Genomic DNA, 22,450 nt, shown 5'->3' with positions numbered 1-22,450 from the left:
CTCAGCAATAAACGGACATTAGCCTGCGTGCGAAGATACGATAATAGCCGGTTATCAGGAAGAGCTAGCTAGTGGTTCGCCCGATAAGGTGTTGGCAGGAAACCGAGGCTCGCCAATGTGCGGCCGAGCGACACCAAGAGCGGATGGCTGGCCGGCAACAGTCGCCGGGTTCGAAGGAACAGCGTCATCGATCGAAGGCAGCCGGCGCACAGACTGAGAGCGTTTTTTGCGAGAACACGTGTTGCCGACGTGCTGTGGATCCGATCAATGACATAGTTGATGCTGCCGGTGCGAAGCGAGCGCTTCATCAGGAAGCGGGCTGACACACGCTCCTCCGGTACGAATTCGCGGATCACGGCCTCCGCACACCACCAGCTCTTGAAGCCGGCCTTGCGGCACCTCGTGAAGAATTCCATGTCGCCGCCGCCGAGAAAATTGAAGCGGACATCAAAGAGCGGCGAGGCAAGGCCGGCAAATACGCGCCGCCGGATCAGGCAGTTGCCGGACCCGTGGATCTGATCGATTGCCCGTGTCGAGCCCTCTATCGAGCCGAAGAGCAGATGCTGGGTGACAGCGTCCGAAACCGGCACTTCGAACTCCCGGATCACGGGTCCGCCGACGAGATCGGCGCTCTCCCCTTTGGCCGTTCCGACGATTGCAGCAAGCCAGCCAGGCAAGGCCATTTCATCGTCATCGATCATGAGGAGAAAATCGGCTTCCGGGAAGGCGTCCATTGCCGCGCCGAAGGCACGGTTGATGGCATGACAATTGCCCTGCCGCTCTTCCGTAAGGACCAGGAATGGCAGGTTGGTCGTGGCGAGAAATTCTCGGGCATAGCTCGCGCCGGCAGGATTGGCTGCGTCGTTGTCGACAACGACGACCGCGAAGGGGAAGTCGGTCACCTGGTTAACCAGCGATGCCAGCGTGCGCGCAAGCCATGCCGGGCGACGGAACGTCGGGATGCAAACGACTGCCTCAACGGACCCCTTGCTTTGCTGCATCGTCCAAACCTCAATTGACGCAGGAGATTGTTACCGCTGCCGCTGAAGGCAACGTCGCCGACGATCGGCGGTGAAGCTGTAAATGGCTGGCGAGCATTCTACAATTGTCGGCTGAGCATGAGGTTAACGCGGCTTTCCGAGCGCCATTGCGTCGACCAACGGGGCGGGGCGCGCCTTCGGTGCCGGCGAGGAGGATGTTCTGATGACGAGACCGGCGTTGGCTTGCAACCTCAATCCGAAGACCGCTAGGAGCATCGTAAACCAGATCGGCCCGCTATTGCCGAAAAACGGGCTTTCGAGGCAGGCGAGAAACAGTGAGAACAGCCAGATCCGTAAAAACAGCCGCGTCAATGCGATATCGTTGCTGCCGGAGAGCGCACGGCGGACGTAGCCGATGGGTAAGATCACCAGCCACATGACGACCATCGCCAGCGCCGGTATGCCGCCGTTGATCAGCTGTTCAACATAGCCGTTATGGGAATTGGCGGCTGTCACTGCCCATGTGGTCATGGCTTGCCCGCTATTGAACAAGGCTTCGGTCTGCCAGAAGGATTGGAAGCCGTAGCCGATGATCGGCCGCTCGGCGATTGCCGAGAGTGCGAGGCGCCAGATGGAACCACGGTCGGTAAACGTCGGATCGATGCCGGCAGAGGCAAGCAGGCTGCTGAAACTCGGGGAGACTGCTGCAGCCAGCAAGATCAGATTCAACCCGGCAAGGCCGCCGATGAGCATCACCGCACCAAGCTTCGTCCAGCGCTCAAAAATGCAGGCAAGCAGCAAGATCGCTGGAAGCATTGCAGCCGAGGTCTTTCCCCCTGCATGAAGAACGAAGAAGCCGGCCGTCAGCGCAATCACCATTCCAACCCGGCCGTGTCCCGCCTTTGCGAGGTAGAGCCCGAAGAAGACGGCATAGACCATAGCGGCAGCGGCAACATTCTTATGACCAAAATGACCGCGCCAGTCACCCGCAAGCGATTGCTCCAGCGCGTCCGTTGCCTGATGAATGGCAAGATGGGGAAAGGCAATCACGCCAAAGTAGGAAAGCCCGATCGCGAAAGTCAGGCCGATGCACATCAGTTTTGCAAACTGCCTGCCATCCCTTGGAATGAGCAGCGCCGCATTTGCGCACAGGCAGACCAGGATTGCAAAAACGATGCGCCGGAAGGCGGCGCTCGGATCCCCTGCAAAGAGGCCGGTGAAGAGTAGCCATACCATGAGGCAAATCAGCAGGCCGTAGGGCCGCAGTAGCAGGTGGCGGGCCGGGTTCTTAAGCACCGTTACGAGCACCACGGTCGACATGGCTATGACGATCAACTGATTGAGCACGTTCGATGTGCCGCCATAGGGTGTGGATAGGCTTGCGGCGTTTGGATCGGGAAACGGGCTCAATCCGACCCAGAAATAGCTGAAGATTGCCAGGAACAGAAAGGCGGCGAAGATGCCGCTTTTCCTTGCCGCAGCAGCCTTGCCTATCTCAGCCATAGGCTTTGCCTTGGGCTGCGCTCAGGCGGCGATAATCGCGCCAAAGTCCGGACAGGACCGCAACTGCAAGGCCCAGTCCGAGGCCGAGAAATCCACCGGCACCGGCGAGCACATAGCCGCGTGGCGGGAAGCTACGGGTCGTCGGGACAACTGCTGGCGAAACGACCCGCACATTGGTCGTATCGATCTGTTGGCGCTCCGCGGCCTCGCCGGCCCTTGCCATGAATGCTTCGTAGACGGCCGCCTTGGCACGCGCCTCGCGTTCCAGTTCGCGCAGATGGATCTGCGCGGCGCTATCCTGGAAGACCGAGGACTTCATTTGATTGGCTTCCGAGTTCAGCGCGTCAAGGGCTGACCTTGCCTGGTCGAGATCAGCTTTGGCCGCTTGCACAATGCGTGCCGTCTCGGCATCGATCTGGCCTTCCAGCGCTTTCAGCTGCGGCTGTATCGACAGGATTGTTGGATGGCGTGGTCCGAGGATGGCGGATTGCGACGTTACGCGCTGTCGCAGCGTCGAATACTGCGTACGCAGCATGGTCATCGTTTCCGATTGCAGCGCAGAGGCGTTCAGGCGGTTCTTCGGGTTGGTCGACACGAGTTCGTTATAGCGGGACTGCGCCTGTATGAAGCGGGCCTTGGCGTCGATCAGCTGCGTGTTTGTCTGGTTCGACAGGAGCGTGCTGACGAGCTCGCCGGAACTCGACTGCAGGCCCTGGTCGCGCTTGAATGTTTCAACGGCGGCCTCTGCCTTGGCAACCTCCGCCTTCAGATCCCCCAGACGCGCAAACAGCGAGCTGGCCGCCCGCCCGGCTCCTTCCGATTCCCCCTTGGCGAGCTCCTCCTGGAAGGCCGTCGCGATAGCATTGGTGATGGTGACGGATTTGCCGGGGTCCTGTGTCCATACCGCGACATTGACGATGAAAGAACGTTCATCGCGGCGAGCCGTCACGCGCTTTTCGAGCGTGCGAAGCGCGTCACCGTTTGGGTCTTTCGAGCTTGGTGCAACGAATTCCGGATCAGCGGCGAGCTTCAGATCGTCGACCACGCGGCTCAAGACGTTACCCGACGTCAGGACCCGCAACTTACTCTCGACATCGAGCAGCTGGCTGTCTCGCTGCATGCTTTCGGAGAAGATGTCGTCGGCGACGACCCGCAGGTTTGATGGGTCGACGAGAAGGTCGATTCCGGCGGTAAAGCGCGGCTTGACCACAAAGACGACGGCATAGCCGGCAACCATGCCGAGGACGGCAAGGGCGGCGATCCACACAAGGCCTGCGCGTAACCAGTCGAGGATGCGTGTTAGGTCGAGCTCGAAGAGCTCTTGGAAGATGGGAGAGCTGTTGTCTGCGGAAGGGGGCTCGGCGATCTGGATGACCGGCCCCACCTGCGCGTCGACGTCAGCGGGTCGCTCGCGGCTCTTCGTCCAGCCACGTGTACTGATGACCGGAGTCTGATGTCGGGAGGCAGCTTCGTACATGGCGGTTCTGATTGACACGGCGCGAAAGCGCAGACCTATGGTTAAGAGACCTGATTTTCCTTAAGTATCCATTAATAGCGATTTCAATTGTCGCGTGCGCGCGAAGCAAGTCTCCACTAAACTTGAGATATTGATGGTTTTGTCCGCGTCCGCGGTCGAATTCTGGTTCATTTATACGCAATCCAAGGATATCCATTCATGCGTAGGCGCGACTTCGTTGTCGGCGCATTGGGTGCCGGACTGGCATCCTCCGGCGCCCTCGACCCCTTTGCACGAAGTCACCCTACTGCCAAGGCAGCCGATGCAAGAAGGAGCATTCCCTATGGCTCGGCGGTGCGTACCGACCTTCTTGTTACGGAATTCGACTATCGGGCGGCGATTGTCGACTACTGCCAGCTCGTCGTCGGCGAGGGCGGATTGAAATGGTTCGACCTGCGTCCCAGCCAGGATCAATTCGTGTTCGACCAACCTGACCGCCTGATCGCCTTTGCCGATCAGAACGGCATGAAGATGCGCGGTCATACGCTTGCCTGGTACGGCGCCATGCCCGAATGGACGCAGACCATCGGGAGCGCTGCGGCGGCTGAGCGCGAACTTGTCCACCACATCACGACAGTAGTCGGACGCTATCAGGGGCGAATTCCGAGCTGGGATGTCGTCAACGAAGCGATTGCCGATCATCCTGAAAGCGGGGCTACGATCCGTGGTTCGATCTGGCAGGAGCGGCTCGGCAAGCGTTACATTGAGCTTGCCCTGCGCACTGCCGCTGAGGTCGATCCTTCCGCACAACTCGTCATCAACGACTACAATATCGAGAATCCAACACAACAATGCAGTGACCGCCGCCAAGCGTTGCTGGATCTCCTGCGCGACCTGAAGGATCGCGACGTGCCGCTCCATGCGGTTGGCATTCAGGGCCATCTTCCTGGTGACATGGACATCGACAGAGACGGTCTGTCGAAATTCGTCGAAACAGTGAAGGAAATGCAGCTTGATGTTCTCGTGACCGAGCTCGATGTGATCGACAACAAACTGCCTGCTTTCGAATATGACCGTGACCAGCTTGTCGCTGCGCGAGCGCGGGAATTTCTAGAAGCGATCTTTGACGCGGCGCAGCCGAGTGCAATTCTGACCTGGGGTATTACCGATCGCTATACCTGGGTGCCGATGTGGTTCAAGCGCGACGACGGCAAGCCCAATCGTCCGCTGCCGCTCGATGCCGGCTGCCGGCCCAAGGCGCTGATGAAGGTGATCGAAGAATTCACGCGTGCTGCCGAATGATGTTTCGCCAGATTTCGACATACATGATTGCCAACGCTGTTTCGGCCCTCTTTGGGTTCGTTTCAGTCGTGCTTTTCACCCGCATGCTAAGCCCACATGAATACGGCATCTATGTCGTCGGCACAGGCGTTGCCGGCGTCATATCGACGCTGCTGTTCGGCTGGATAAAATTCTCCGTGCTGCGCTTCGATTCCGAAGGAGGATCGAAGGATGTTCGCACCACCGCGCTCTATGCCTATGCCGGGCTCATGCTCCTTAGTCCGCTTGTCATTCTCGTGACGTGGCTGATTGCCGAGGGCCCGTCGACCTATGTCGTGCCTGCGGTCTTCGTTGCCTTTATGGTCGGGCTGTTCGAATTCGTACAGGAGGTGTTCCGCTCACGCCAGCAGACCGGCGCCTACATGTGGTCGGTCATTCTGCGTGCCGTGCTGACACTGATCTTCTCCTCGGGCCTGGTCATGGTACTCGGCATGGGCGGGCAGGGCCTTCTGGTGAGCGTAGCCTGCTCCTATCTCGCCACCTTGTTGGTCTACGCGCCGGATGTCTGGCGCCGACCACGCCATCCGTTTGACCCTGGACTGCTGAAGGACATGGTGCACTTCGGCCTGCCGATGACGGCATCATCCTTCATCTTTGTCCTGCACACCGTTCTCGACCGCGTGATCATTGTGACCTACATCGGCGAGACGGCGGCAGGCGTCTATGGTGCCGCGGCCGATCTGGTCCGCCAGATCATTCTTTTTCCCGGTGTTGCGATCGGCTCCGCAACGATTCCCGTGGCGATCCGTCTGCTCGCACAGAAAGACCACAAGGCAACCAACCGGCATCTGATGGAAACGGCCGAGGTTCTACTGACCGTGCTGATGCCGATGGTCGTCGGACTGGCACTGGTGGCGCCGGGCTTCGCAAGCCTGATCCTTGGGCCGGAGTTTCGCGATGCGGCTGCCATCCTCATCCCGATCCTGGTCTTTGCCTGGCTGTTTCGTTCGATCTCCTACCAGTTCGTGCATGTCAGCTTTCAGCTGGCGAAGAAGCCGAGCCTGATGGGCGCGCAAGGCATGATCATACTGGCCATCAACATCATTGGCATGTTTATCCTTGTACCGCGCTTCCAGCTGGTCGGCGCGGCATGGGCGCTGCTGATTGCCGAGATAGGTGGCGTGATCGCCGGTTACTTCCTATCCTACCGCGCTCATCGCTTGCCGCTTGAACTTCGTCCGATCGTGAAGGTCAGTCTTGCGACTGCAACGATGGCGGTGCCGACGTTCATCGTCGGCAGGCACCAGACCGGTAATGTCATCGTCGACCTGACTGTCCCGATCATAACGGGTGTCGTGGTTTATGCTGCGGCCGCACTCGCGCTCAACCTGGCCGGCGCCCGCTTGGCATTGACGAGGCGGCTGCGGGTAGCCTGATCGGGAAAGGCGTCCTGGTGATCGACCACGAAGCAGAATCCAAGTAACGCACGCCTGCTTCGGGAAAATTCTTAACTCCTAAAGTATATCGATCAGGAATAGGTCGGCGGGGCACTCAATCGGAGTGTGTCAAAGGGAAGAAAAAAGTGAAGCAGACTGGCATGAACCGGGAACAAGGAAAGGGGCGTTCCGCCGCGCAGCCAACGGTCTTCGGGTCGCATATCGGTCTGTTTACCGCAGCTGATGATGGCGCACCAAAAAGCGACCTGGCGGTGCTTTTCCTCAATCCATGGGGGATCGAGGAGATGTGCACGCGCCGGCTCTATCGCGTTCTGGCGGAACGGCTCGCCGAAATCGGCATCGCAAGCCTTCGCTTCGACTATCCTGGAACCGCAAATTCGCTGGATCATACGCCGGCCGAACGCGGGCTGTCGGGGTGGTCCGAAGTGATCGGAAAAGCTGCAGAAGAGCTGAAAGTGCTGTCGGGCGCACGCAGTTTGGTTTTCCTCGGACAGGGAATCGGCGCCAGTCTCGCCCTCATGCAAGTTCGTTCAGAGCCGTCGCTTGCCGCAATTGCCCTCCTGGCGCCGGTCCTGAAAGGACGTGCCTATCTGCGTGAGCTGTCCTTGTTTTCGAGGCTCATTGATGACGGTTTGGGCATCAAGCCGGAGCTGCGCGATGGCGCGCCTGGATCAATCGCGGGACTGCGCATGCCACCCGCCGTTGCCAACGATCTCCGAACGCTCGATCTCAACAATGTCGAGATCGGCACCAAGCCGCAGATCTTTCTCGCTGAGCGCCCAGGCTTGGAAGGGGACACAGCGTTTCGCGACAGTCTCCAGGCCGCCGGCTGCCAGCTGCGCACGACACCGTTTGCTGGATATGATGCACTGGTCTCCAACCCGCTCAATCAGGAAATCCCGGACGCGCTCAATGATGAGCTAGTTGAATGGCTGCAATCACTCCCGCAATACCGGATCCCCAGCGCGCCGCCGGCCAGGAGCCCAGTTGCGATTGCGTCGATCCATTCTGCCAAAATGCGCGAAACGTTTCTTCGCTTCGGACCTCAAGATCGGCTCTACGGAGTGCTGTGCGAACCGACCGAAGCGTTCGTGGGGGTGACCGCGGTTATCCTGACGACCGCCTATGATCACGCCGCAGGTTGGGCGCGTTCGTCGGTTGAGCTTGCGCGTGAGTTGGCAGCAATCGGCGTCTCATCCCTGCGCTTTGACAGCGCCGGTGTTGGAGATAGCCCGCCGGTAGCGGGGCGTCGCAAGCAGGTTCTTTATGACGAGAGCCAGATTGCCGATGTCGAAATAGCTCGCGACTTCATTGATAGCCTTGGCATCGCCGCACGGACAATCCTGATTGGACGGTGCAGTGGCGCCTATGTCGCGTTCCGAAGTGTGCTTGCAGATCCGCGCTGGGACGCTTGCATGATCGTCAATCCGGTCGCCTTCCGTTGGCGCTTCAAGGGACTGCCCAAGACGCTCAAGGCATATATGAGAAATGTCTTCGATATGGAAACGGTTCGCCGCCTGTGGAACGGCGAAGTGGATCTCGGTGCTGTAACCAAGAACATCTCCGTGCGCCTCGTCGATCGAGCGGCTACCGGATTGTCTCCCGTCTTCGCACCCGCCCGGCCACTCACGCAGTTGACAGCGCAAGTGCATCGCGATTTCCAATCGCTGGCCAACCGAGGCGCTGTGCTTTCCATCATCTATACGGAAGGCGACGACGGGCAGGAGATGTTCCGCATCAACTTTGGCGATGCGGGCGAAAGACTGGCTGCCTACCCGAATGTGCAGCTGCATCTGTTTCCCGATGCCGACCATAATCTGACACCGCTGCCGGCCCGCCAAAAAATGATTGAGCTGGCAAAGCTGCAAGCTCTTGCTCTTGGCCACCCTCGCCAGGGCAAGCGTTTAGCAATCTGTTGACATGGATTTTGGCGGCGCGCCGGGCGCAGCAACTTCAGCGGGATGTATCCCTGGCTGGTTTAGAACAATGCTCTGCGTGGTTGCGGCTGTAGACCTGAATCTCAAGTATTGCATTGCGATATCTTGATTTAAATCTTGGAGCTCACCAAATTATATACTTAAGCGTGAAGTTCACGCGACGCCTGATAAGCTTTATATTGGGAGGTCATCATGGCAATCACTCTGATGGAAGGAAGGAAAAAGCAGGACTGGGCTAATCTGGTTCTGGCGGTTTGCTTGTTCGTCTCGCCATGGGTTATGGGCTTCGCGGCTGAAGCCATGCCGAGCTGGAATGCCTGGATCGTAGCCGTCATGCTTGGCGCGTTGGCCACAGCGGCACTGTCGGTGTTCTCCGAATGGGAGGAATGGGCAAATCTCGTACTCGGCCTCTGGCTGATTGCGTCCCCGTGGCTGCTTGGCTTTGTGGCCAGTGCGAACGCGATGTGGACGGCCGTCGTGCTTGGTGTGCTCGTTGCTGCGGTTTCATTATGGGCAGTCTGGGATGTTCATCATCCGCACGCACACGCTTAGCCGGACCTGACCCTATCGCCGCGGCTGGTCCCTTGAGAGGACTTGGCCGTTACGTATCGTACGCGCGACTCGCGATCAGTATTGGTCGCGAGGGCGGTTACGTTTCGAATATCAGCAAAAAGTAGGCAACGAACAGGACAAGGTGCACGGCGCCTTGCATGAGATGGGTACGTCCGCTGGCGAAGGTGATGATGCTCAAGGCCAGCGTCAGCACCAGCATTACGCTGTCGGTACGTTCCAGCCCCAGCACGACCGGATGGCCGCTGAGATGGCTGATGGCCAGCATTGCCGGTACCGTCAGTCCGATCGTCGACAGAACGGATCCCATGAAGATGTTAACCGACCTCTGCAGGTGATTGGCGAGCGAGGCGCGAACAGCGCTGATTGCCTCTGGCGTTGCGACAAGGATGGCCATGACGACACCGCCAAGCGCTGCGGGAGCATGCAGCGTCTCGATGAAGTAGTCGATTGGCGCAGCCAACTGCTCGACCAGGAAAACGACGAGGGCCATATAGGCAAAGAGAAGGATGACGGGAACCCAAAGCGGCCCCCCGTCCGGTTTGACATGGTCTGCTGCCTCGCCGGTCTCGTCGATGAAGAAGCCTCTATGGCGGCCGGTCTGCAGGGTCAGAAATATGCTGTAGAGCCCAACTGCAATGAAGGCGAGAACCGCCTGTTGGATAGCGGAGTAAGGCGGCCCATTGGCTGGATGCGTGAAGTTGGGCATGATCATGCTCAGCGTCGCCAGGGGAACGATAACCCCCAGATAGGCATTGGCACCTTGGAGATTGTGGTGTTGTTCAGGCCGCCGCCAGCCCCCAACCAGCAAGGACAGGCCGACCATGCCATTGAGGATGATCATCACCACGGCAAAAAGTGTGTCGCGCACCAGCGTCGGATTGTTCTCGCCATGCTGCATGACCGCCGTGATGGCCATCACCTCAATTGAGGTAATGGCAAGGGTCAGGATAAGTGTTCCGTAAGGCTCTCCCAGTCGTTCCGCGAGATGATCGGCATGACGCACGACGGACAGTGCCGAGCCAAGCACGACTGAAAACAGCCAGACGAACATGATGAGCAGCCACGCCGGATTGGCAAGCAAGCCGAATAGAATGCGACCGACAAGGAGGAACACGATGCTTGTAGCGGCGCTGACCGCAAGGAGCCACTCCTGACGTAGTATAAGCGCCAACCGTAGGCGTTGCGGTGCGGCCACTTCCGGGTTCATTCTGCCGGCCCCCATAGTCGTTGGGTAGAATACGCCATAACGCGGCGCATCCGTCCACTCCCCTCTGGCAAGCGGGACGGGCGGACAACAAGGCGAACGACGATGCGGTCCGGGCGATTTGGCTGTCTTCTTGCCGCGAGCAGCCGCGCAAAGTGCCTCCGCTGACATAAATCTTTCATCCAAAAGGTCGAAATAGGCCGGCGCATTCGTTTAAGTCTTGATCTTTGGAGAAGCCTGAAGATCACGCTGCAACAGGTGGCAATAAGGGCAGGTTGTTCACTTGCAACGGCAAGTCGGGCTCCTAGTCTCAATGGCTCCGTCGGCGACGAGATGAGCCGGCGCGTTCGGCGTGCGCTGCCGAGCTTGGCTATCGATCGACGGCTGCGAACGGCAAGCTTGGCAGGCGCCGGTGCGTACTTGTTGCGGGAGATCTCTTGCCTATCTCCTCCCGGAGAGAATTCGCGAAAGGCGCCAACAGGCCGGTTGGCGGATCGGATTGCAGCAGCCATAGGAGGAGTTGATGCAGGAGCCTCTTGTCGTCCACCGCGAGACCCACATCTCGGCGCCGCCTTCTGCGGTTTTTGCCTTGCTCACCGATCCTGAAAAGATCCTGCGCTGGATGGGGACGGAGGCACAGGTCGAGCCTCAGCCGGGTGGGCTTTATCTCGTCAACGTTACCGGCGCTCGCTTCGCTCGGGGGTCTTTCCGAGAGGTTGTGCCCGTCCATCGGCTCGCCTACAGCTTTGGGTGGGACGGGAGTGAGATTGTACCGCCCGGGTCGAGCCTGGTGGAAATAGATCTGATCGAGAAGTCGGGCGGAACCCTGTTGCGATTGACACATACCGGATTGCCAAATGCCGAGCAGTGTGCCGGACATGCGGAAGGCTGGGAGCATTATATCGGCAGACTGGCGGAATGCGCGGCCGGGCGTGATCCGGGCCCGGATCAATGGGCCGGTCGGGTTTGATAGCCTTTTTCCGATCGGTACCGCAGTAAACAAATTGCGCGGCAAGTGACAGCTTTCGGCCGCCATGGCATGATCTAAGAATGGATCTGCCCACCTCCCTTGCATGGCTGATCGACGAAGCAGGCGCATCGCCGGATCCCGAGCGGTTCCTGGCTGAATTGGGCCGCCGGCTGCTAAATGACGGGTTGCCGCTAGCAGGCGGCGCCCTGACACTTGCAGCACCCCACCCGATCATCGCGCGCCGCACCTGGCTGTGGCGCGCCGAAACCGGGGCCGTGATCGAGGCTCTGAGCTTTGTCGTTACTACAGACGATCGGGCCGGGCATGAATGGTTGACCGGTCTTGGACCCGTCCAGGAAAGCACTGTGGGCTCAATGCTTGATAGCCCCGTACTGGGCTGGGCGGGGACACGGCCGTTCACGCCTGCCGAGGTCGGCAATCTCGACCTGGCAGCACGCTTCGCCGCGCCGTCCCTGGCAGCGCTGTCGGCAAGGGCAGGACTGAGCGCGCTTCTCGAGGCCTATCTCGGTCGACGAAGCGCCGCCCGCGTGCAAGCCGGTGCTCTGTCTCGCGGCACCGGCGAGACGATAAGGGCCGCGCTGCTCTGCGCAGATCTGCGCGATTTTACGGCGCTCTCCGAGGCAACGGAACCGGCGGTGATGATCGCCACGCTCGACGCCTGGTTTGATCGAATTGCCGGTGCCGTCCACGCCTTTGGCGGTGAGGTGCTTAAATTCATGGGGGACGGGGTCCTGGCGATCTTCCCTGTCACAAGCACGCCGGGCATCGCCTGTGAGGCGGCGCTGCTTGCCATCGCTTCCGCGCGTGCGGGCATGGACCATCTCGACATCGTGCGCCAAGGCCAGGGTTTACCACCGCTTCCGTTCGGCGTGGCAGTCCATTTCGGGGAAATCCTCTGGGGCAATATCGGCGCGGCCGACCGACTGGACTTTACGGCTATTGGGCCAGCAGTGAATCTGGTCAGCCGTCTTGAGGGGCTGTGCAAGGTCTTGGGGCACACCGTCTTGCTTTCTGGCGCGGTGGCGGCTGAGACGAGCGCCGCATTGATTTCTCTGGGCAGCCACCCGTTGCGGGGAATTAGAGAGCCGTGTGCGGTCTATACGCTGCCTGACGATGAGACTGCCGGCGTTGGTGAGGAACGACAATTGGACGGCTAGAACCAAACATCGGCCACCGTGCGCGCATCGGGCGGCAAGTCCTCGAAACTATGGAGACCATCAAACCGCTGCAGGCGAATGTCGGCCACCTCCGCGGGTTCGGCAAGACGGAGGTTGACTGCAATTCGCGTCTGCCCGTTTCGGCTTGGCCTCAAAGCGCGCCAACTGACGAGATTACCGCACCGACGACAGAAATTGAAGGAAAGGCTCTGCGAGCCACAAATATAGGCGGTGAGCGCGTCGGTTTTATCTTCGACGCGAATGCCCTGGCCATCATAGTCATAGGCCCACAGCACGCCGTAGCGCCGGCAAACCGTGCAGTTGCAGATCGTGGCATCTGGAATAATGCCTCGAAACTCCCAGTGAACCGCGCCGCAATGACAAGAGCCGCGGGTTATTTTGGGGACAGGCTGGGCGTCGTCTGCAGTCATGCAAATTCTCCCCCGAGGATAACTTATATTTCTACCGCAGATGGCCAGGGAGTAATAGCCTGCGATTGTCGTCAGGCGGCCGGCGGCGCAGCTCGACGTCCAGCCAGCTTACTTTGGGGCCGCATCCCCTGTTCCTCGTCCGGCCAATGTGCTGATGACGAGTATCATGTCTTGCCAGAAACCAGCTTTTTGAATGTAGCGGGCGTCGACTTCCGCAAGAGTTTCGGGCGTCGACATGTCAATTCCCTGAAGCTGGGCCAGTCCGGTTATGCCAGGCCGCACGGAGAACACCTTGCGCTTTCGTCGTGCGAGAATGACGTCATGCTGCGTTGGAAGACAGGGGCGGGGACCCACGAAGCTCATTTCACCGCGCAGAACGTTGATAAGCTGAGGCAATTCGTCGAGCTTGTATGCTCGCAACTTTCGGCCGAGCGGAGTGATCCAGGACGACGCTGCATCATGAGACCCGACATTGGGAGAACCTGCTGCCATCGTGCGAAATTTGATGCAAACGAATGGCACTTCGAACCGCCCCACTCGCTCCTGAAGAAACAACGCGCCACCAGGGGAGGACCTGCGCACGAGAACGACAAGGACAAGGAAGATCGGGGAAAGAACGATAAGTCCGAAGAACGCAGCGCAGATGTCAAACAGTCGCTTCAGGGATCTGTTAAAGCCGGTGAGCATCGGGAGATTCAAGTTCCTCATGTCAAGTATCGATGCCAAAGCGCTCAAAAGGAGCGTTTCAGGGCGTCGCGCATATCAAAAGGCGGCGTCCAGTCCAATAGCGCGCGCGTATGCGATGTGTCCACTTCCAACCAATCGGTCAGGCGGCTTACAAGCTCCTCTTTGCCGATTGCCCGGCCGAGCATCTGAAGAACGGCCGGAGGACACGGGACCAGTCTGGCCCGGCGTCCCATTGCAGCGGCGAGCAGCCTTAACAACTCGGGCGTCGAGACGGCTTCGCCATCGCCTGCCAACAGTACCTGGCCAGCCGCGGCAGGATGAACTACCGCAGTCACGATAAGATCCGCGAGATTTTCGACGTATATCATGGATCGTCGATTGCCGATCGAGGCCATGGGCAGCGGAATTCCACTCCGAACGAGTTGCGCGAGTGCCTTGAAGCTTCCGCCTGCGCCGCGTCCATAGACCAGCGGCGGGCGGATGATGACGATCTGCATGTCCGACGTCTTGGAAAGGGCGATCAGGGCGCGTTCTGCTTCAAGCTTTGAAACGGCATAGTCGGTCGCAGGATTCGGTATATCCTGCGGTGTGAACGGACGCTCCTTGGCCGAACGTTCGCCGTTCACCTTGATGGTACTGATAAATATGAACCGTTTGACCCCAGACGCGGCGGCCTGTTTAGCAAGATTGATTGTCCCTTCGGTGTTCACCGTCCGGAAAACTTCAGGTCCAGGGTTTGATCCATCGACGACATTCTGGTTTGCAGCGGCGAGATGGATGACGGCATCGACGCCAGGCAAAACGGCTTTCCAATCCGTTCCACCATCAATGTCCCCGACGGCAAGATATCCCGCCCGATCCGAGCGACAGGCCGCCTTGAACGGGAGGTTGCGGAGGCGCAATCTGCGCAGAAGGTCCTGACCGACAAAACCGGTCGCGCCGGTAACGAGCAGCATCGTCAGCTCCGGGTCGACGCCGGCATGCCAAGCGATCGTTTGACACAGACTATCACTTGGAGGTCCCCTGGCGAACTGACACAAGGTCAACGACCCCGTCGAACGGACGGTAGTCTTGCACAAGCTCGCTCAATATGCGTCTGAGTTCCTCGACATCTCCCTCTTCGGCGGCGGAACTCAATTGCCGAAGTTTTGGCGCCAGCATCGCCCACTCGATAAACCGCTCGCGCGCACGCATTATTTTGGAATGCTCGGTTGGCTCGGGATTGTCTCCGATCAGCAGTTCTTCGTAAAGCTTCTCACCCGGCCGCAGCCCTGTGGTGACGATACTGACGTCTCCGGACGGATTTCGTTCGTCCCTGATGGTCAAGCCGGATAGCTCCACCATCCGGCGGGCGAGATCGATAATTTTGACTGGCTCGCCCATGTCGAGGACGAAGACGTCGCCTCCCTTGGCCATGGAGCCGGCCTGGATCACAAGCTCGGTGGCTTCGGGCACAGTCATGAAGAAGCGCGTGATCTCGGGATGCGTCAGGGTGATTGGCCCGCCCTGACGAATTTGCTGGCGGAACAAGGGGACGACCGAACCGGAGGATCCCAATACATTGCCGAACCGCACCATCGTGAGAATCGTCGAGGCGCGCTCGGCTGCCAAACCCTGAAGCGCCATTTCCGCGAGCCGTTTGGTGGCGCCCATGACGTTTGTCGGCCTGACGGCCTTGTCCGTGCTGATCAAGATGAATCTTTCAGCGCGGGCGGCAATCGCTGCTCGCGCCACTGTCACCGTCCCCAAGATATTCGTTTTGACCCCTTCGACCGGGTTTTTCTCCACCAACGGCACATGTTTGTAGGCCGCAGCATGATAGACAATGTTTGGCTGCCAGGTCTCCATGATCTTCTGGATCCGAAGCTCGTCGCAAACACTTGCAAGTAAAGGCACGATCTGAAGACCGGTATCCGGGTCGCCGGTAAGCTCGTTCTCCAGCGCATAGAGGCCATACTCGTTTTGGTCGAGGATCAACAATGCAGCAGGCTTCAATCGAGCCAGCCCGCGGCAAAGTTCGCTACCGATTGAACCAGCCGCGCCGGTCACGAGGACCACCCGGCCATGGATGTTGCGTTCCAGCAGCGCTTGATCGGGCTGAACTGGTGTTCGACCCAGCAGATCTTCGATATCCAGTTCCTGCAGGTCGGTGAATTCCGCCTGTCCACGGGCAAGGGCGTTCAGGTCGGGGACGGTACGAACGGCAACGCGTGCGCCCCGAAGCTGCTCCAGGATCTCGTTTCGGCGGGATCGATCGATCTTGGGAAGCGCCAAGAGGATCGTGCGCACATTCAGCCGTGCGCTCAATTCAACGATCTTCTCGGGGTTATAGACGGCAGCACCGCCGATAAGACTTCCATGCAGGCTCTTGTCATCGTCGAGATAGCCGACGACCTTGAAGTCAACACTGCCGCTCAGCGCCCCGGCAACCTGCCTGCCGCGGGACCCCGCACCATAGATGAGCATATTCGTCTGCGTATTTTGCCGCAGTATCCGCTTGTAGGCCTCACTCAGGAAGTATCTTGCCATGAAACGGGTGAGGCCGATTGCCAGGAGCAGCAACAACGGCTGCATGATGCCGATCGTGCGCGGTATCCCTGGGAAGCTGATGGCCGTAAAAATGACCATGAACGCAAGGCCATAAATCGTGATGGCCTTGATCACAGTGATGAATGCCGACCAGCCGAGGAAGCGGAAGATCGCCCGGTAGAGGCCCATTGTGATGAAGATGGGTAGCGCAATCACAAGGGATACTGGAATTGTTAGAAGCTGCCCCCCCGTCAGCGTCACCCAGTCATTCAGGCGAAAGCAAAAGGCGAGCCAGATGGTCAGAATGCAAAGGCATGAATCAACCAGCACTGCCAGGGCCCGCTTTGTTGGCCGCGGCAAATCAAGAATGCTTTGAACATACCTGTCGGAAACCGCCCGCATCCGCGCTATCCCTGCACGCGGGCCGTGATCGCCTCGGACAAGCCATCGATATGGGAAGCAACATTACTGCGGCGGGCCTTCGAGCGGGAGCGCAGCCTGATCGAAGAGGCAAAACACGTGGCCGCAAACAACAGGGCGTATGATTCGCCGAGAGCAAGCCGGTTATTCGAGTTACTCAGGATCGTAAACGCAAAGTAGGTCGCGAATGTGAGGTAGCACGCAAAAGTGCTTTTGCTGATCACGCCCGCCGACGACGCGCGATGAACCCGAAAGATGGCCGACACAACGATCAGCGCCAATATTGCGAGACCGGCAAAACCATACCGGACCAAAATCTCCAGGTAGCCATTGTGTAGCAGCGTGTACGGAACGCTGGCATAAGCTGTTGTCCTCCAGATCGTAAGCCACCCGTTTCCATTGCCGAATATCGGCGCGACGGAAATAACGCTAGCTGCATTGGCCCAAAGTTGCAGGCGCTCATCCAAGGAGGGAGGCGTCTCTGAAGAGTCAATTGCGTCCTTCATGACGCGCTCAAGTGGAGTGCCGCTATCCAACCGCTCGCCGATCATCACGACGGAATTGAGCGTCGCTGCACCATAATGCGCGAGGTTGTCACGGACCTCATAGACCCCCCACGACAAAAGCAGCAGGCCACCGATTGCGGCAATCAGCACAGTTCTTCGTCTGAGATAGAGAAGGGTCGTTATAAACATCAGCCCGACGGCCGGCAGCAACGCCAGCCATACGCCTTTCGACTTGGCGCCATAAATATTGAAAAGGGCCAAACCGATGACCATCACGGCAATCGCCGAGACAATTGTCTTTGTTCGTGCAGAGCTGCCAATCTCCCATTGATGGACTGCCCAGTAAAAGGCTCCGATAAAGATGAAGCCGCATCCGACGGCGCCGTGGATCGAATTGTGGTGGAAGCCAGGGGAGATCCGCTCGCCCGCCATAATCGCGGACAATGGCGTCGAGACCATCAGAACGACGAGCGCGCTAGAGAAGAAAACCAGCAAAATTGGCTTGATGAGATGCCAGCTCGTATGCAGCGCCACGCCCATCGCGGGAAAAAAGATCGCGAAAGCGTAGAGCCACTCCGACGCGCCTCTCTCGCCGAGCACAATCAGCCCGAAGAGAAATCTCAACAAGGTCAGGGCACCCCAGGCCACGCAGACGATCGCCAGCCAGTCTGCCAACGCCGGGCGCAGGGGCGCCTTTCGAAGTGTGAAGGTCAAGCCCATGAGCAGAATGGCAGCATATCGATAGACATCGCTTTCTATCAACGTGACTGACATCATCGCCAGCCATGAGATGCCGGTGACGAACTCAAGGACCTGACTGCGGGATGGGGATATCGTCATGACAGTGCATACCGTATTCGGCGCGCATACTCGATCAAACGAAGAAGGTGCGTGCCGATCTTACGGGGGCCCCTCAACTTTACAGCGCGGTATTGGGCCCTGTTGGCAATCTGGCTTACAGCCGAGCGTTCGGACAATTCGACGATATTTTCTCGAACGGTATAGATGTTAGCGCCCGTCTTCCATCCGCGCTCAAGCGTCATATCGTAGGGAAATTCGATATTGTCTGCACTCTTAAGCAGCTTTCGAGCGCCTTCGCGCGTGACCAGGTAGCAAGCCGCGGACCCTTGCGGTCCGTGCAGACAGCGGCCAATGCTATCTCCATATTCCGAGATGGCCACCGTCCGGCACCATTTTGATCTGTGATTAAGCAACTTTACCACGTCTGCGGACGGCACTGCTCGTAAGATCGCGGCTGCCCTAAGGGTGAAATCCTGGCGCAACTCGACGTCATCTTCCATGATGATGGCGCTTTCGTAGTTGCTGGAGAGAAAGGCTTCCAAGGCCCTCATATGAGCACGATAGCAGCCGTACTCGCCGGGCAACATCTGCCTGCCATTCCGGCGCAGGAACGCCTTCTCGTTGAACCCAGATCGTTGCGCGGCGGGGATCAAGCTTCCGTCGACCCCAGGCACCCGGTCGATCTGCATGCCAGCTGAGATCGCTTGCGATGATACTTCTGCCCACCGCTTGGAGGAACGATCCAGATTGATCACGTAAGCACCGATCAAACGTTGCAAGCGCTTCCTTCCTGTTTGGGTGTTCAATTCTAGCATCTGATCCGCGTCATTTGTGGCACTCTTCAGGCGCTTGCGTTACCTCTGCTTACGAGGAGATCATGCAAATCCGAAAAATGGACGGAGCCCTCTCCGACCGTTTCATGAGTAGCGTTTTCGTTTATCGTCACCTAAACACTTCTGCGTGTATCCACAACCATCACAGACAATATTTATGGCCACCGTAACCCAGCTGCAGCAAGGCTCTGCATGCCACTTCAATTATGGCAAATTTCAGCGCGCTAGCCGCATGAGGCCCGCTATCGTCGTTCTTAAGCGCCTTTGCAAGTCTTTAGGAGAGCGCGAGGACAAATTTCCCCTGGCGAATGTTGGTCCCGCGGGTGTTTTGGCAGGCGGGTGATAGACGACGAACCGGAAAGCTTCGATCTAATTAGCAACCCTTGCGGTCGTGATGCGATGAGCGGTCTGCCCCGTCCGGCAATTTGGCGCGAGTGCCGTTGTAAAGCACATGTCGCAGACGCAAACCGACGCCACGTGATCGCTCTTGCGCACGACCGATCCTCTGTTAAGCATTCTCAAGCGGAAAACCGAAATGCAAGTGAAAGAGACCGAACTCATGTTCCTGAGCGATCGCCAAACGGAAATAGTCGGGATGGCCAAGTCGAATGGCCGTGTTTTCGTCGAAGAACTGGCTGCGCATTTCTCCGTCACACCGCAAACGATCCGCAAGGATCTGAATGATCTTTGCGACGCTCAGATATTGACGCGCGTCCATGGCGGCGCCAACTTTCCAAGCGGTACTGAGAACGTGAAATATGAGGCGAGACGCCAGATCGCCGCGACCGAAAAACAGGCCATTGGCGTTGCAGCAGCCGGTCTCATCCCCAACAACGCCTCGCTTTTCATCAATATCGGCACGACAACGGAAGCGGTCGGCGAAGCGCTGACGAACCATCACGAACTGATGGTCATTACAAACAATATCAACGTTGCCAACCGACTCAGGCTACTTCCGACCATCGAGGTCGTGATAGCCGGCGGCGTGGTGCGTGGCTCCGATGGAGGCATCGTCGGCGAGGCGGCCGTCGATTTCATCAGGCAATTCAAGGTGGACTATGCCGTGATCGGCGCATCCGCGATCGACGAGGACGGCGCGCTGCTTGACTACGACTTTCGCGAGGTGAAGGTCGCGCAGGCCATCATCGCCAATGCACGGCACGTCATTCTGGTGGCGGATTCGACGAAGTTCGAACGCACTGCACCTGTTCGCATCGCGCAGCTACCCCAGGTGCATACATTCATTACCGATCGGTGCATTGCACCTTCGATCCGTCGCCTCTGTCAGGAAAACAGCGTTAAGCTGATCGAAACCGGATCAGCACCTGCGTAGATGCTGAGGATTTGGGGTTCATTTGACCCTTGTCCTGCGCTAGCTTTCGCCCATGAGTCTAGAAACCGTCCGCGCGTTCCTCAGCGCGCATGCTCCCGATATCGAGATCATCGAAACTGCCGAAAGCTCTTCGACGGTGGCGCTGGCGGCGGCGGCGCATGGGGTCGATCCTGCTCAGATCGCCAAGACGATCTGCCTGCGTGTGGGAGAGGAAACGATGTTGGTCGTTGCCGGCGGTCTCGCTCGGCTCGATAACAGGAAGTTCAAGCATACCTTCGGGGGCAAGGGCCGAATGCTTGGCCCCGAGGAGGTCGCGGAGGCTACCAGCCACCCGGTCGGCGGCGTCTGCCCTTTCGGCTTGCCAAGGATTTTGCCGATCTATTGCGACGTTTCGCTGCGGCGATTTGATGAGGTCGTGCCGGCAGCGGGTTCCACCAATTCGGCCGTTCGCATATCGACAGAACGCCTGGCGCAGCTCACCGGGGCGACCTGGGTCGATGTCTGCCAATAGAGATCGGCCCTGCAAAGCTTCAAACCCGCCAAGCAGTCCCTATATAAGCTCCGACATGCGTTGTTTGTCATGACAGGAGAGATTGGATGCCCCGTGCTGTTTCGCGTTTTGCCAAGATCGCGGCGATTGCCGTTCTGACAGGCGCTAGCGTGTTTGTCTCGATCGGCGAGGCCGATGCGCGCCGTGCGGGCAGCTTTGGTTTCGGCAGTCGCGGCACACGAACGTTCCAGGCGCCGCCCGTTACGAGCACCGCGCCGTCGCCGGCTGCCCCAATTGAGCGTTCAATGACCCCGCGCCCGCAAACCAATGCGCCGTATGCGGGCCAGCAACCGTTCGGCACGCAGAGGCCCGGCTTTTTCAATGGCTTCGGACGATCGATGATCGGCGGCCTCATCGCTGGCGGTCTTCTTGGCATGTTGCTCGGCCACGGCTTTGGCGGCGGCTTCGGCTTCCTCGGCATGCTGTTGCAGATCGCCCTGATCGCGGTTGCGATTTCGTTTGCCATGCGCTTCTTTGCCAATCGTCGCCAGCCCGCCTATGGCCGTCCCGGTAGCACAACCGCCAGCAATATGGCTTCCAGCGGCAACACCTCATTTCAGATCCCGTCGATTGGGTCGACGGCTGGCTACGGCCAGCGCCAGGCAAGCGCGAAGCCGAATGACGAACTCGGCTTGAGCCGACGCGACCTTGACCGATTCGAGCAACTGCTAACCGAGGTGCAGACCGCGTACGGGGCCGAAGACTATGGCACGTTGCGCCGCCTGACGACGCCCGAAGCCATGTCCTACCTTGCCGAGGAACTCGGGGAGAATGCGACGAACGGTGTGCGCAACGACGTGTCGAACGTCAAGCTGCTGCAAGGCGACATCGCCGAAGCCTGGCGCGAGGACGGCGCGGAATACGCGACGCTGGCGATGCGCTATTCTTCAGTCGACGCGCTCGTCGAGCGGGCGAGCGGCAGGCTCGTCAGCGGGGACAAAAGTCGACCGACGGAAACGACAGAAGTCTGGACGTTTGTGCGCCGGGGAGGCGGCGAGTGGAAGCTCGCGGCAATCCAGGGCACCGAGCCACGCGCGGCATAATCTTGCGGGCGGATGGTCCGCTAACCTTCTTGCGCTGTAGGGACGACCCAAAGCGGGCGATCGTCACGCTTGTTGCGCAAGGCCGGGCCTGATTGATCTTCGACGGCGAGGCCTTCCTCGCCTTCTTGAATATCCACTTCATAGCTGTAGTCGTAGAGCATTTCGCATGCCCGCTCGCTGGCCTTGATCTTTGCTTCCGTTTCGCCGATTGCCGTCGAAATAGCCTTGATGCGCGCGCGCAGCATGGAGCCGAGAATGTCTGTCGCCGGTCGCTTTTCCAGCCTTTCCAGATGATGCTCGATGCGTGAGGCGTGGCGCTCGAGTTCGCGCTTGCTGAATCGCGCCTTGCGCATGTCCTCCGATAGGTCGGCGCGCATGCGGCTCAGCGGATCAAACGTGCCAGGCTCGCGTTCGTCCAAGGTCAGCTGATTGACCAGTTTTTCAATGACCATTAGGGCCTGCAAGTCGATGGGATCCGCAAGCTCGACGTCGTACCCGGTGTCATCGAACACCTTCCTGCGGACTGGATCCAATAAGAGCTCGTAAGCTTTCTGAACGCGGCTGAATGCCTCCGGATCGCCGCCGGAGTCTGGATGCGTCGCCTTCGCGCGGCGCCGATAGGCGGCCTTCACCTGGTCGTCGGTCGCATCTCGCCGGACGCCGAGAATCTCATAAGGATTGGTCACCATCCCTCCGTCGCTGTTCGGACATTGCCGTGCCACCCATGAAGGGCATTCGTCCATCGAGGCTTTCTTCTATCATCACTGGGGCGGAGTTT

General features: G+C 58.9%; 20 protein-coding genes. 9 read left to right on the top strand and 11 right to left on the bottom strand.

Annotated elements, in window-relative coordinates; genetic code table 11:
* Positions 1-68 precede the first annotated feature (68 nt).
* The 3 genes from BN77_RS22085 to BN77_RS22075 form a co-directional block, all read right to left on the bottom strand.
* Positions 69-1,001 carry a glycosyltransferase family 2 protein gene (locus BN77_RS22085; protein WP_007536189.1) on the bottom strand — a complete coding sequence of 311 codons (933 nt, stop codon included), beginning with the start codon at positions 999-1,001 and terminating at the stop codon, positions 69-71.
* A gap of 123 nt (positions 1,002-1,124) precedes the next feature.
* On the bottom strand, positions 1,125-2,483 hold the full coding sequence (locus BN77_RS22080) for an O-antigen ligase family protein (RefSeq protein ID WP_007536187.1): 1,359 nt from the start codon (positions 2,481-2,483) through the stop codon (positions 1,125-1,127).
* Positions 2,476-3,960 carry a GumC family protein gene (locus tag BN77_RS22075; protein ID WP_007536185.1) on the bottom strand — a complete coding sequence of 495 codons (1,485 nt, stop codon included), beginning with the start codon at positions 3,958-3,960 and terminating at the stop codon, positions 2,476-2,478. Before BN77_RS22075 ends, BN77_RS22080 begins: the two co-directional genes overlap by 8 nt.
* A gap of 198 nt (positions 3,961-4,158) precedes the next feature.
* On the opposite strand from BN77_RS22075, the gene BN77_RS22070 reads away from it, so the two are divergent.
* The 4 genes from BN77_RS22070 (at position 4,159) to BN77_RS22055 (ending at position 9,166) form a co-directional block, all read left to right on the top strand.
* Entirely contained in the window at positions 4,159-5,241 is a 1,083-nt protein-coding gene (locus BN77_RS22070) for an endo-1,4-beta-xylanase (RefSeq protein WP_007536183.1), read from the top strand.
* Positions 5,238-6,656, top strand: a complete 1,419-nt coding sequence (locus BN77_RS22065; protein ID WP_007536181.1) for a lipopolysaccharide biosynthesis protein — start codon at positions 5,238-5,240, stop codon at positions 6,654-6,656. The genes BN77_RS22070 and BN77_RS22065 overlap by 4 nt, the downstream gene beginning before the upstream one ends.
* 161 nt (positions 6,657-6,817) lie before the next feature.
* Positions 6,818-8,596 carry a serine aminopeptidase domain-containing protein gene (locus BN77_RS22060; RefSeq protein WP_244426227.1) on the top strand — a complete coding sequence of 593 codons (1,779 nt, stop codon included), beginning with the start codon at positions 6,818-6,820 and terminating at the stop codon, positions 8,594-8,596.
* A 210-nt stretch (positions 8,597-8,806) separates the two neighbouring features.
* The gene (locus BN77_RS22055; protein ID WP_007536176.1) at positions 8,807-9,166 is read left to right on the top strand and encodes an SPW repeat protein; all 360 of its coding nucleotides are present in this window, start codon (positions 8,807-8,809) and stop codon (positions 9,164-9,166) included.
* Positions 9,167-9,263: 97 nt separating this feature from the next.
* Here BN77_RS22055 and BN77_RS22050 read toward each other — a convergent pair whose 3' ends face one another.
* Positions 9,264-10,394 carry a calcium:cation antiporter gene (locus BN77_RS22050; RefSeq protein WP_007536174.1) on the bottom strand — a complete coding sequence of 377 codons (1,131 nt, stop codon included), beginning with the start codon at positions 10,392-10,394 and terminating at the stop codon, positions 9,264-9,266.
* Positions 10,395-10,914: 520 nt separating this feature from the next.
* Between BN77_RS22050 and BN77_RS22045 the strand changes: the two genes are divergently transcribed.
* Together BN77_RS22045 and BN77_RS22040 are read left to right on the top strand one after the other, a co-directional pair.
* On the top strand, positions 10,915-11,361 hold the full coding sequence (locus tag BN77_RS22045) for an SRPBCC family protein (protein WP_007536172.1): 447 nt from the start codon (positions 10,915-10,917) through the stop codon (positions 11,359-11,361).
* An 80-nt stretch (positions 11,362-11,441) separates the two neighbouring features.
* Positions 11,442-12,539 carry an adenylate/guanylate cyclase domain-containing protein gene (locus BN77_RS22040; protein WP_007536170.1) on the top strand — a complete coding sequence of 366 codons (1,098 nt, stop codon included), beginning with the start codon at positions 11,442-11,444 and terminating at the stop codon, positions 12,537-12,539.
* Here BN77_RS22040 and BN77_RS22035 read toward each other — a convergent pair.
* The 6 genes from BN77_RS22035 to BN77_RS22010 all read right to left on the bottom strand — a co-directional run bounded on the left by BN77_RS22035 (position 12,536) and on the right by BN77_RS22010 (position 18,692).
* The gene (locus BN77_RS22035) at positions 12,536-12,970 is read right to left on the bottom strand and encodes a GFA family protein (RefSeq protein WP_007536168.1); all 435 of its coding nucleotides are present in this window, start codon (positions 12,968-12,970) and stop codon (positions 12,536-12,538) included. The genes BN77_RS22040 and BN77_RS22035 overlap by 4 nt on opposite strands.
* A 108-nt stretch (positions 12,971-13,078) precedes the next feature.
* Positions 13,079-13,657 (bottom strand): sugar transferase, encoded by a 579-nt coding sequence (locus tag BN77_RS22030; RefSeq protein ID WP_007536166.1) that lies wholly within the window; start codon positions 13,655-13,657, stop codon positions 13,079-13,081.
* 44 nt (positions 13,658-13,701) lie between these two features.
* On the bottom strand, positions 13,702-14,613 hold the full coding sequence (locus BN77_RS22025) for an NAD-dependent epimerase/dehydratase family protein (RefSeq protein WP_040678303.1): 912 nt from the start codon (positions 14,611-14,613) through the stop codon (positions 13,702-13,704).
* Positions 14,614-14,665: 52 nt separating this feature from the next.
* Positions 14,666-16,588, bottom strand: a complete 1,923-nt coding sequence (locus tag BN77_RS22020; RefSeq protein WP_007536161.1) for a polysaccharide biosynthesis protein — start codon at positions 16,586-16,588, stop codon at positions 14,666-14,668.
* Between the two features lie 5 nt (positions 16,589-16,593).
* Positions 16,594-17,952 carry an O-antigen ligase family protein gene (locus BN77_RS22015; RefSeq protein WP_007536157.1) on the bottom strand — a complete coding sequence of 453 codons (1,359 nt, stop codon included), beginning with the start codon at positions 17,950-17,952 and terminating at the stop codon, positions 16,594-16,596.
* Positions 17,949-18,692: a glycosyltransferase family 25 protein gene (locus BN77_RS22010; protein ID WP_007536155.1), complete on the bottom strand. Its 744-nt coding sequence runs from the start codon at positions 18,690-18,692 to the stop codon at positions 17,949-17,951. The genes BN77_RS22015 and BN77_RS22010 overlap by 4 nt, the downstream gene beginning before the upstream one ends.
* A gap of 613 nt (positions 18,693-19,305) precedes the next feature.
* Between BN77_RS22010 and BN77_RS22005 the strand changes: the two genes are divergently transcribed.
* The 3 genes from BN77_RS22005 (at position 19,306) to BN77_RS21995 (ending at position 21,672) form a co-directional block, all read left to right on the top strand.
* Positions 19,306-20,079 (top strand): DeoR/GlpR family DNA-binding transcription regulator, encoded by a 774-nt coding sequence (locus BN77_RS22005; protein WP_040678622.1) that lies wholly within the window; start codon positions 19,306-19,308, stop codon positions 20,077-20,079.
* 52 nt (positions 20,080-20,131) lie between these two features.
* Positions 20,132-20,590, top strand: coding sequence for a YbaK/EbsC family protein (locus BN77_RS22000; RefSeq protein ID WP_007536152.1), 459 nt, complete (start codon positions 20,132-20,134; stop codon positions 20,588-20,590).
* A gap of 86 nt (positions 20,591-20,676) precedes the next feature.
* Positions 20,677-21,672 carry a Tim44 domain-containing protein gene (locus BN77_RS21995; RefSeq protein WP_007536150.1) on the top strand — a complete coding sequence of 332 codons (996 nt, stop codon included), beginning with the start codon at positions 20,677-20,679 and terminating at the stop codon, positions 21,670-21,672.
* Between the two features lie 20 nt (positions 21,673-21,692).
* On the opposite strand, the gene BN77_RS21990 is transcribed toward BN77_RS21995, so the two are convergent.
* Complete coding sequence (locus BN77_RS21990; RefSeq protein ID WP_007536149.1) at positions 21,693-22,358, bottom strand: J domain-containing protein; 666 nt, start codon at positions 22,356-22,358, stop codon at positions 21,693-21,695.
* Positions 22,359-22,450: the final 92 nt, after the last annotated feature.

This window comes from Rhizobium mesoamericanum STM3625 (genome assembly GCF_000312665.1).
In the GTDB taxonomy this organism is placed as follows: Bacteria; Pseudomonadota; Alphaproteobacteria; order Rhizobiales; family Rhizobiaceae; genus Rhizobium; species Rhizobium mesoamericanum.
This window is presented reverse-complemented; position numbering and strand designations above follow the sequence as displayed.

Coding starts and splice junctions, on each gene's coding strand:
- BN77_RS22085 (WP_007536189.1), bottom strand. CDS start 1,001: ATGCAGCAAAGCAAGGGGTCCGTTGAGGCAGTCGTTTGCATCCCGACG.
- BN77_RS22080 (WP_007536187.1), bottom strand. CDS start 2,483: ATGGCTGAGATAGGCAAGGCTGCTGCGGCAAGGAAAAGCGGCATCTTC.
- BN77_RS22075 (WP_007536185.1), bottom strand. CDS start 3,960: ATGTACGAAGCTGCCTCCCGACATCAGACTCCGGTCATCAGTACACGT.
- BN77_RS22070 (WP_007536183.1), top strand. CDS start 4,159: ATGCGTAGGCGCGACTTCGTTGTCGGCGCATTGGGTGCCGGACTGGCA.
- BN77_RS22065 (WP_007536181.1), top strand. CDS start 5,238: ATGATGTTTCGCCAGATTTCGACATACATGATTGCCAACGCTGTTTCG.
- BN77_RS22060 (WP_244426227.1), top strand. CDS start 6,818: ATGAACCGGGAACAAGGAAAGGGGCGTTCCGCCGCGCAGCCAACGGTC.
- BN77_RS22055 (WP_007536176.1), top strand. CDS start 8,807: ATGGCAATCACTCTGATGGAAGGAAGGAAAAAGCAGGACTGGGCTAAT.
- BN77_RS22050 (WP_007536174.1), bottom strand. CDS start 10,394: ATGAACCCGGAAGTGGCCGCACCGCAACGCCTACGGTTGGCGCTTATA.
- BN77_RS22045 (WP_007536172.1), top strand. CDS start 10,915: ATGCAGGAGCCTCTTGTCGTCCACCGCGAGACCCACATCTCGGCGCCG.
- BN77_RS22040 (WP_007536170.1), top strand. CDS start 11,442: ATGGATCTGCCCACCTCCCTTGCATGGCTGATCGACGAAGCAGGCGCA.
- BN77_RS22035 (WP_007536168.1), bottom strand. CDS start 12,970: ATGACTGCAGACGACGCCCAGCCTGTCCCCAAAATAACCCGCGGCTCT.
- BN77_RS22030 (WP_007536166.1), bottom strand. CDS start 13,657: ATGCTCACCGGCTTTAACAGATCCCTGAAGCGACTGTTTGACATCTGC.
- BN77_RS22025 (WP_040678303.1), bottom strand. CDS start 14,613: ATGCTGCTCGTTACCGGCGCGACCGGTTTTGTCGGTCAGGACCTTCTG.
- BN77_RS22020 (WP_007536161.1), bottom strand. CDS start 16,588: ATGCGGGCGGTTTCCGACAGGTATGTTCAAAGCATTCTTGATTTGCCG.
- BN77_RS22015 (WP_007536157.1), bottom strand. CDS start 17,952: ATGACGATATCCCCATCCCGCAGTCAGGTCCTTGAGTTCGTCACCGGC.
- BN77_RS22005 (WP_040678622.1), top strand. CDS start 19,306: ATGTTCCTGAGCGATCGCCAAACGGAAATAGTCGGGATGGCCAAGTCG.
- BN77_RS22000 (WP_007536152.1), top strand. CDS start 20,132: ATGAGTCTAGAAACCGTCCGCGCGTTCCTCAGCGCGCATGCTCCCGAT.
- BN77_RS21995 (WP_007536150.1), top strand. CDS start 20,677: ATGCCCCGTGCTGTTTCGCGTTTTGCCAAGATCGCGGCGATTGCCGTT.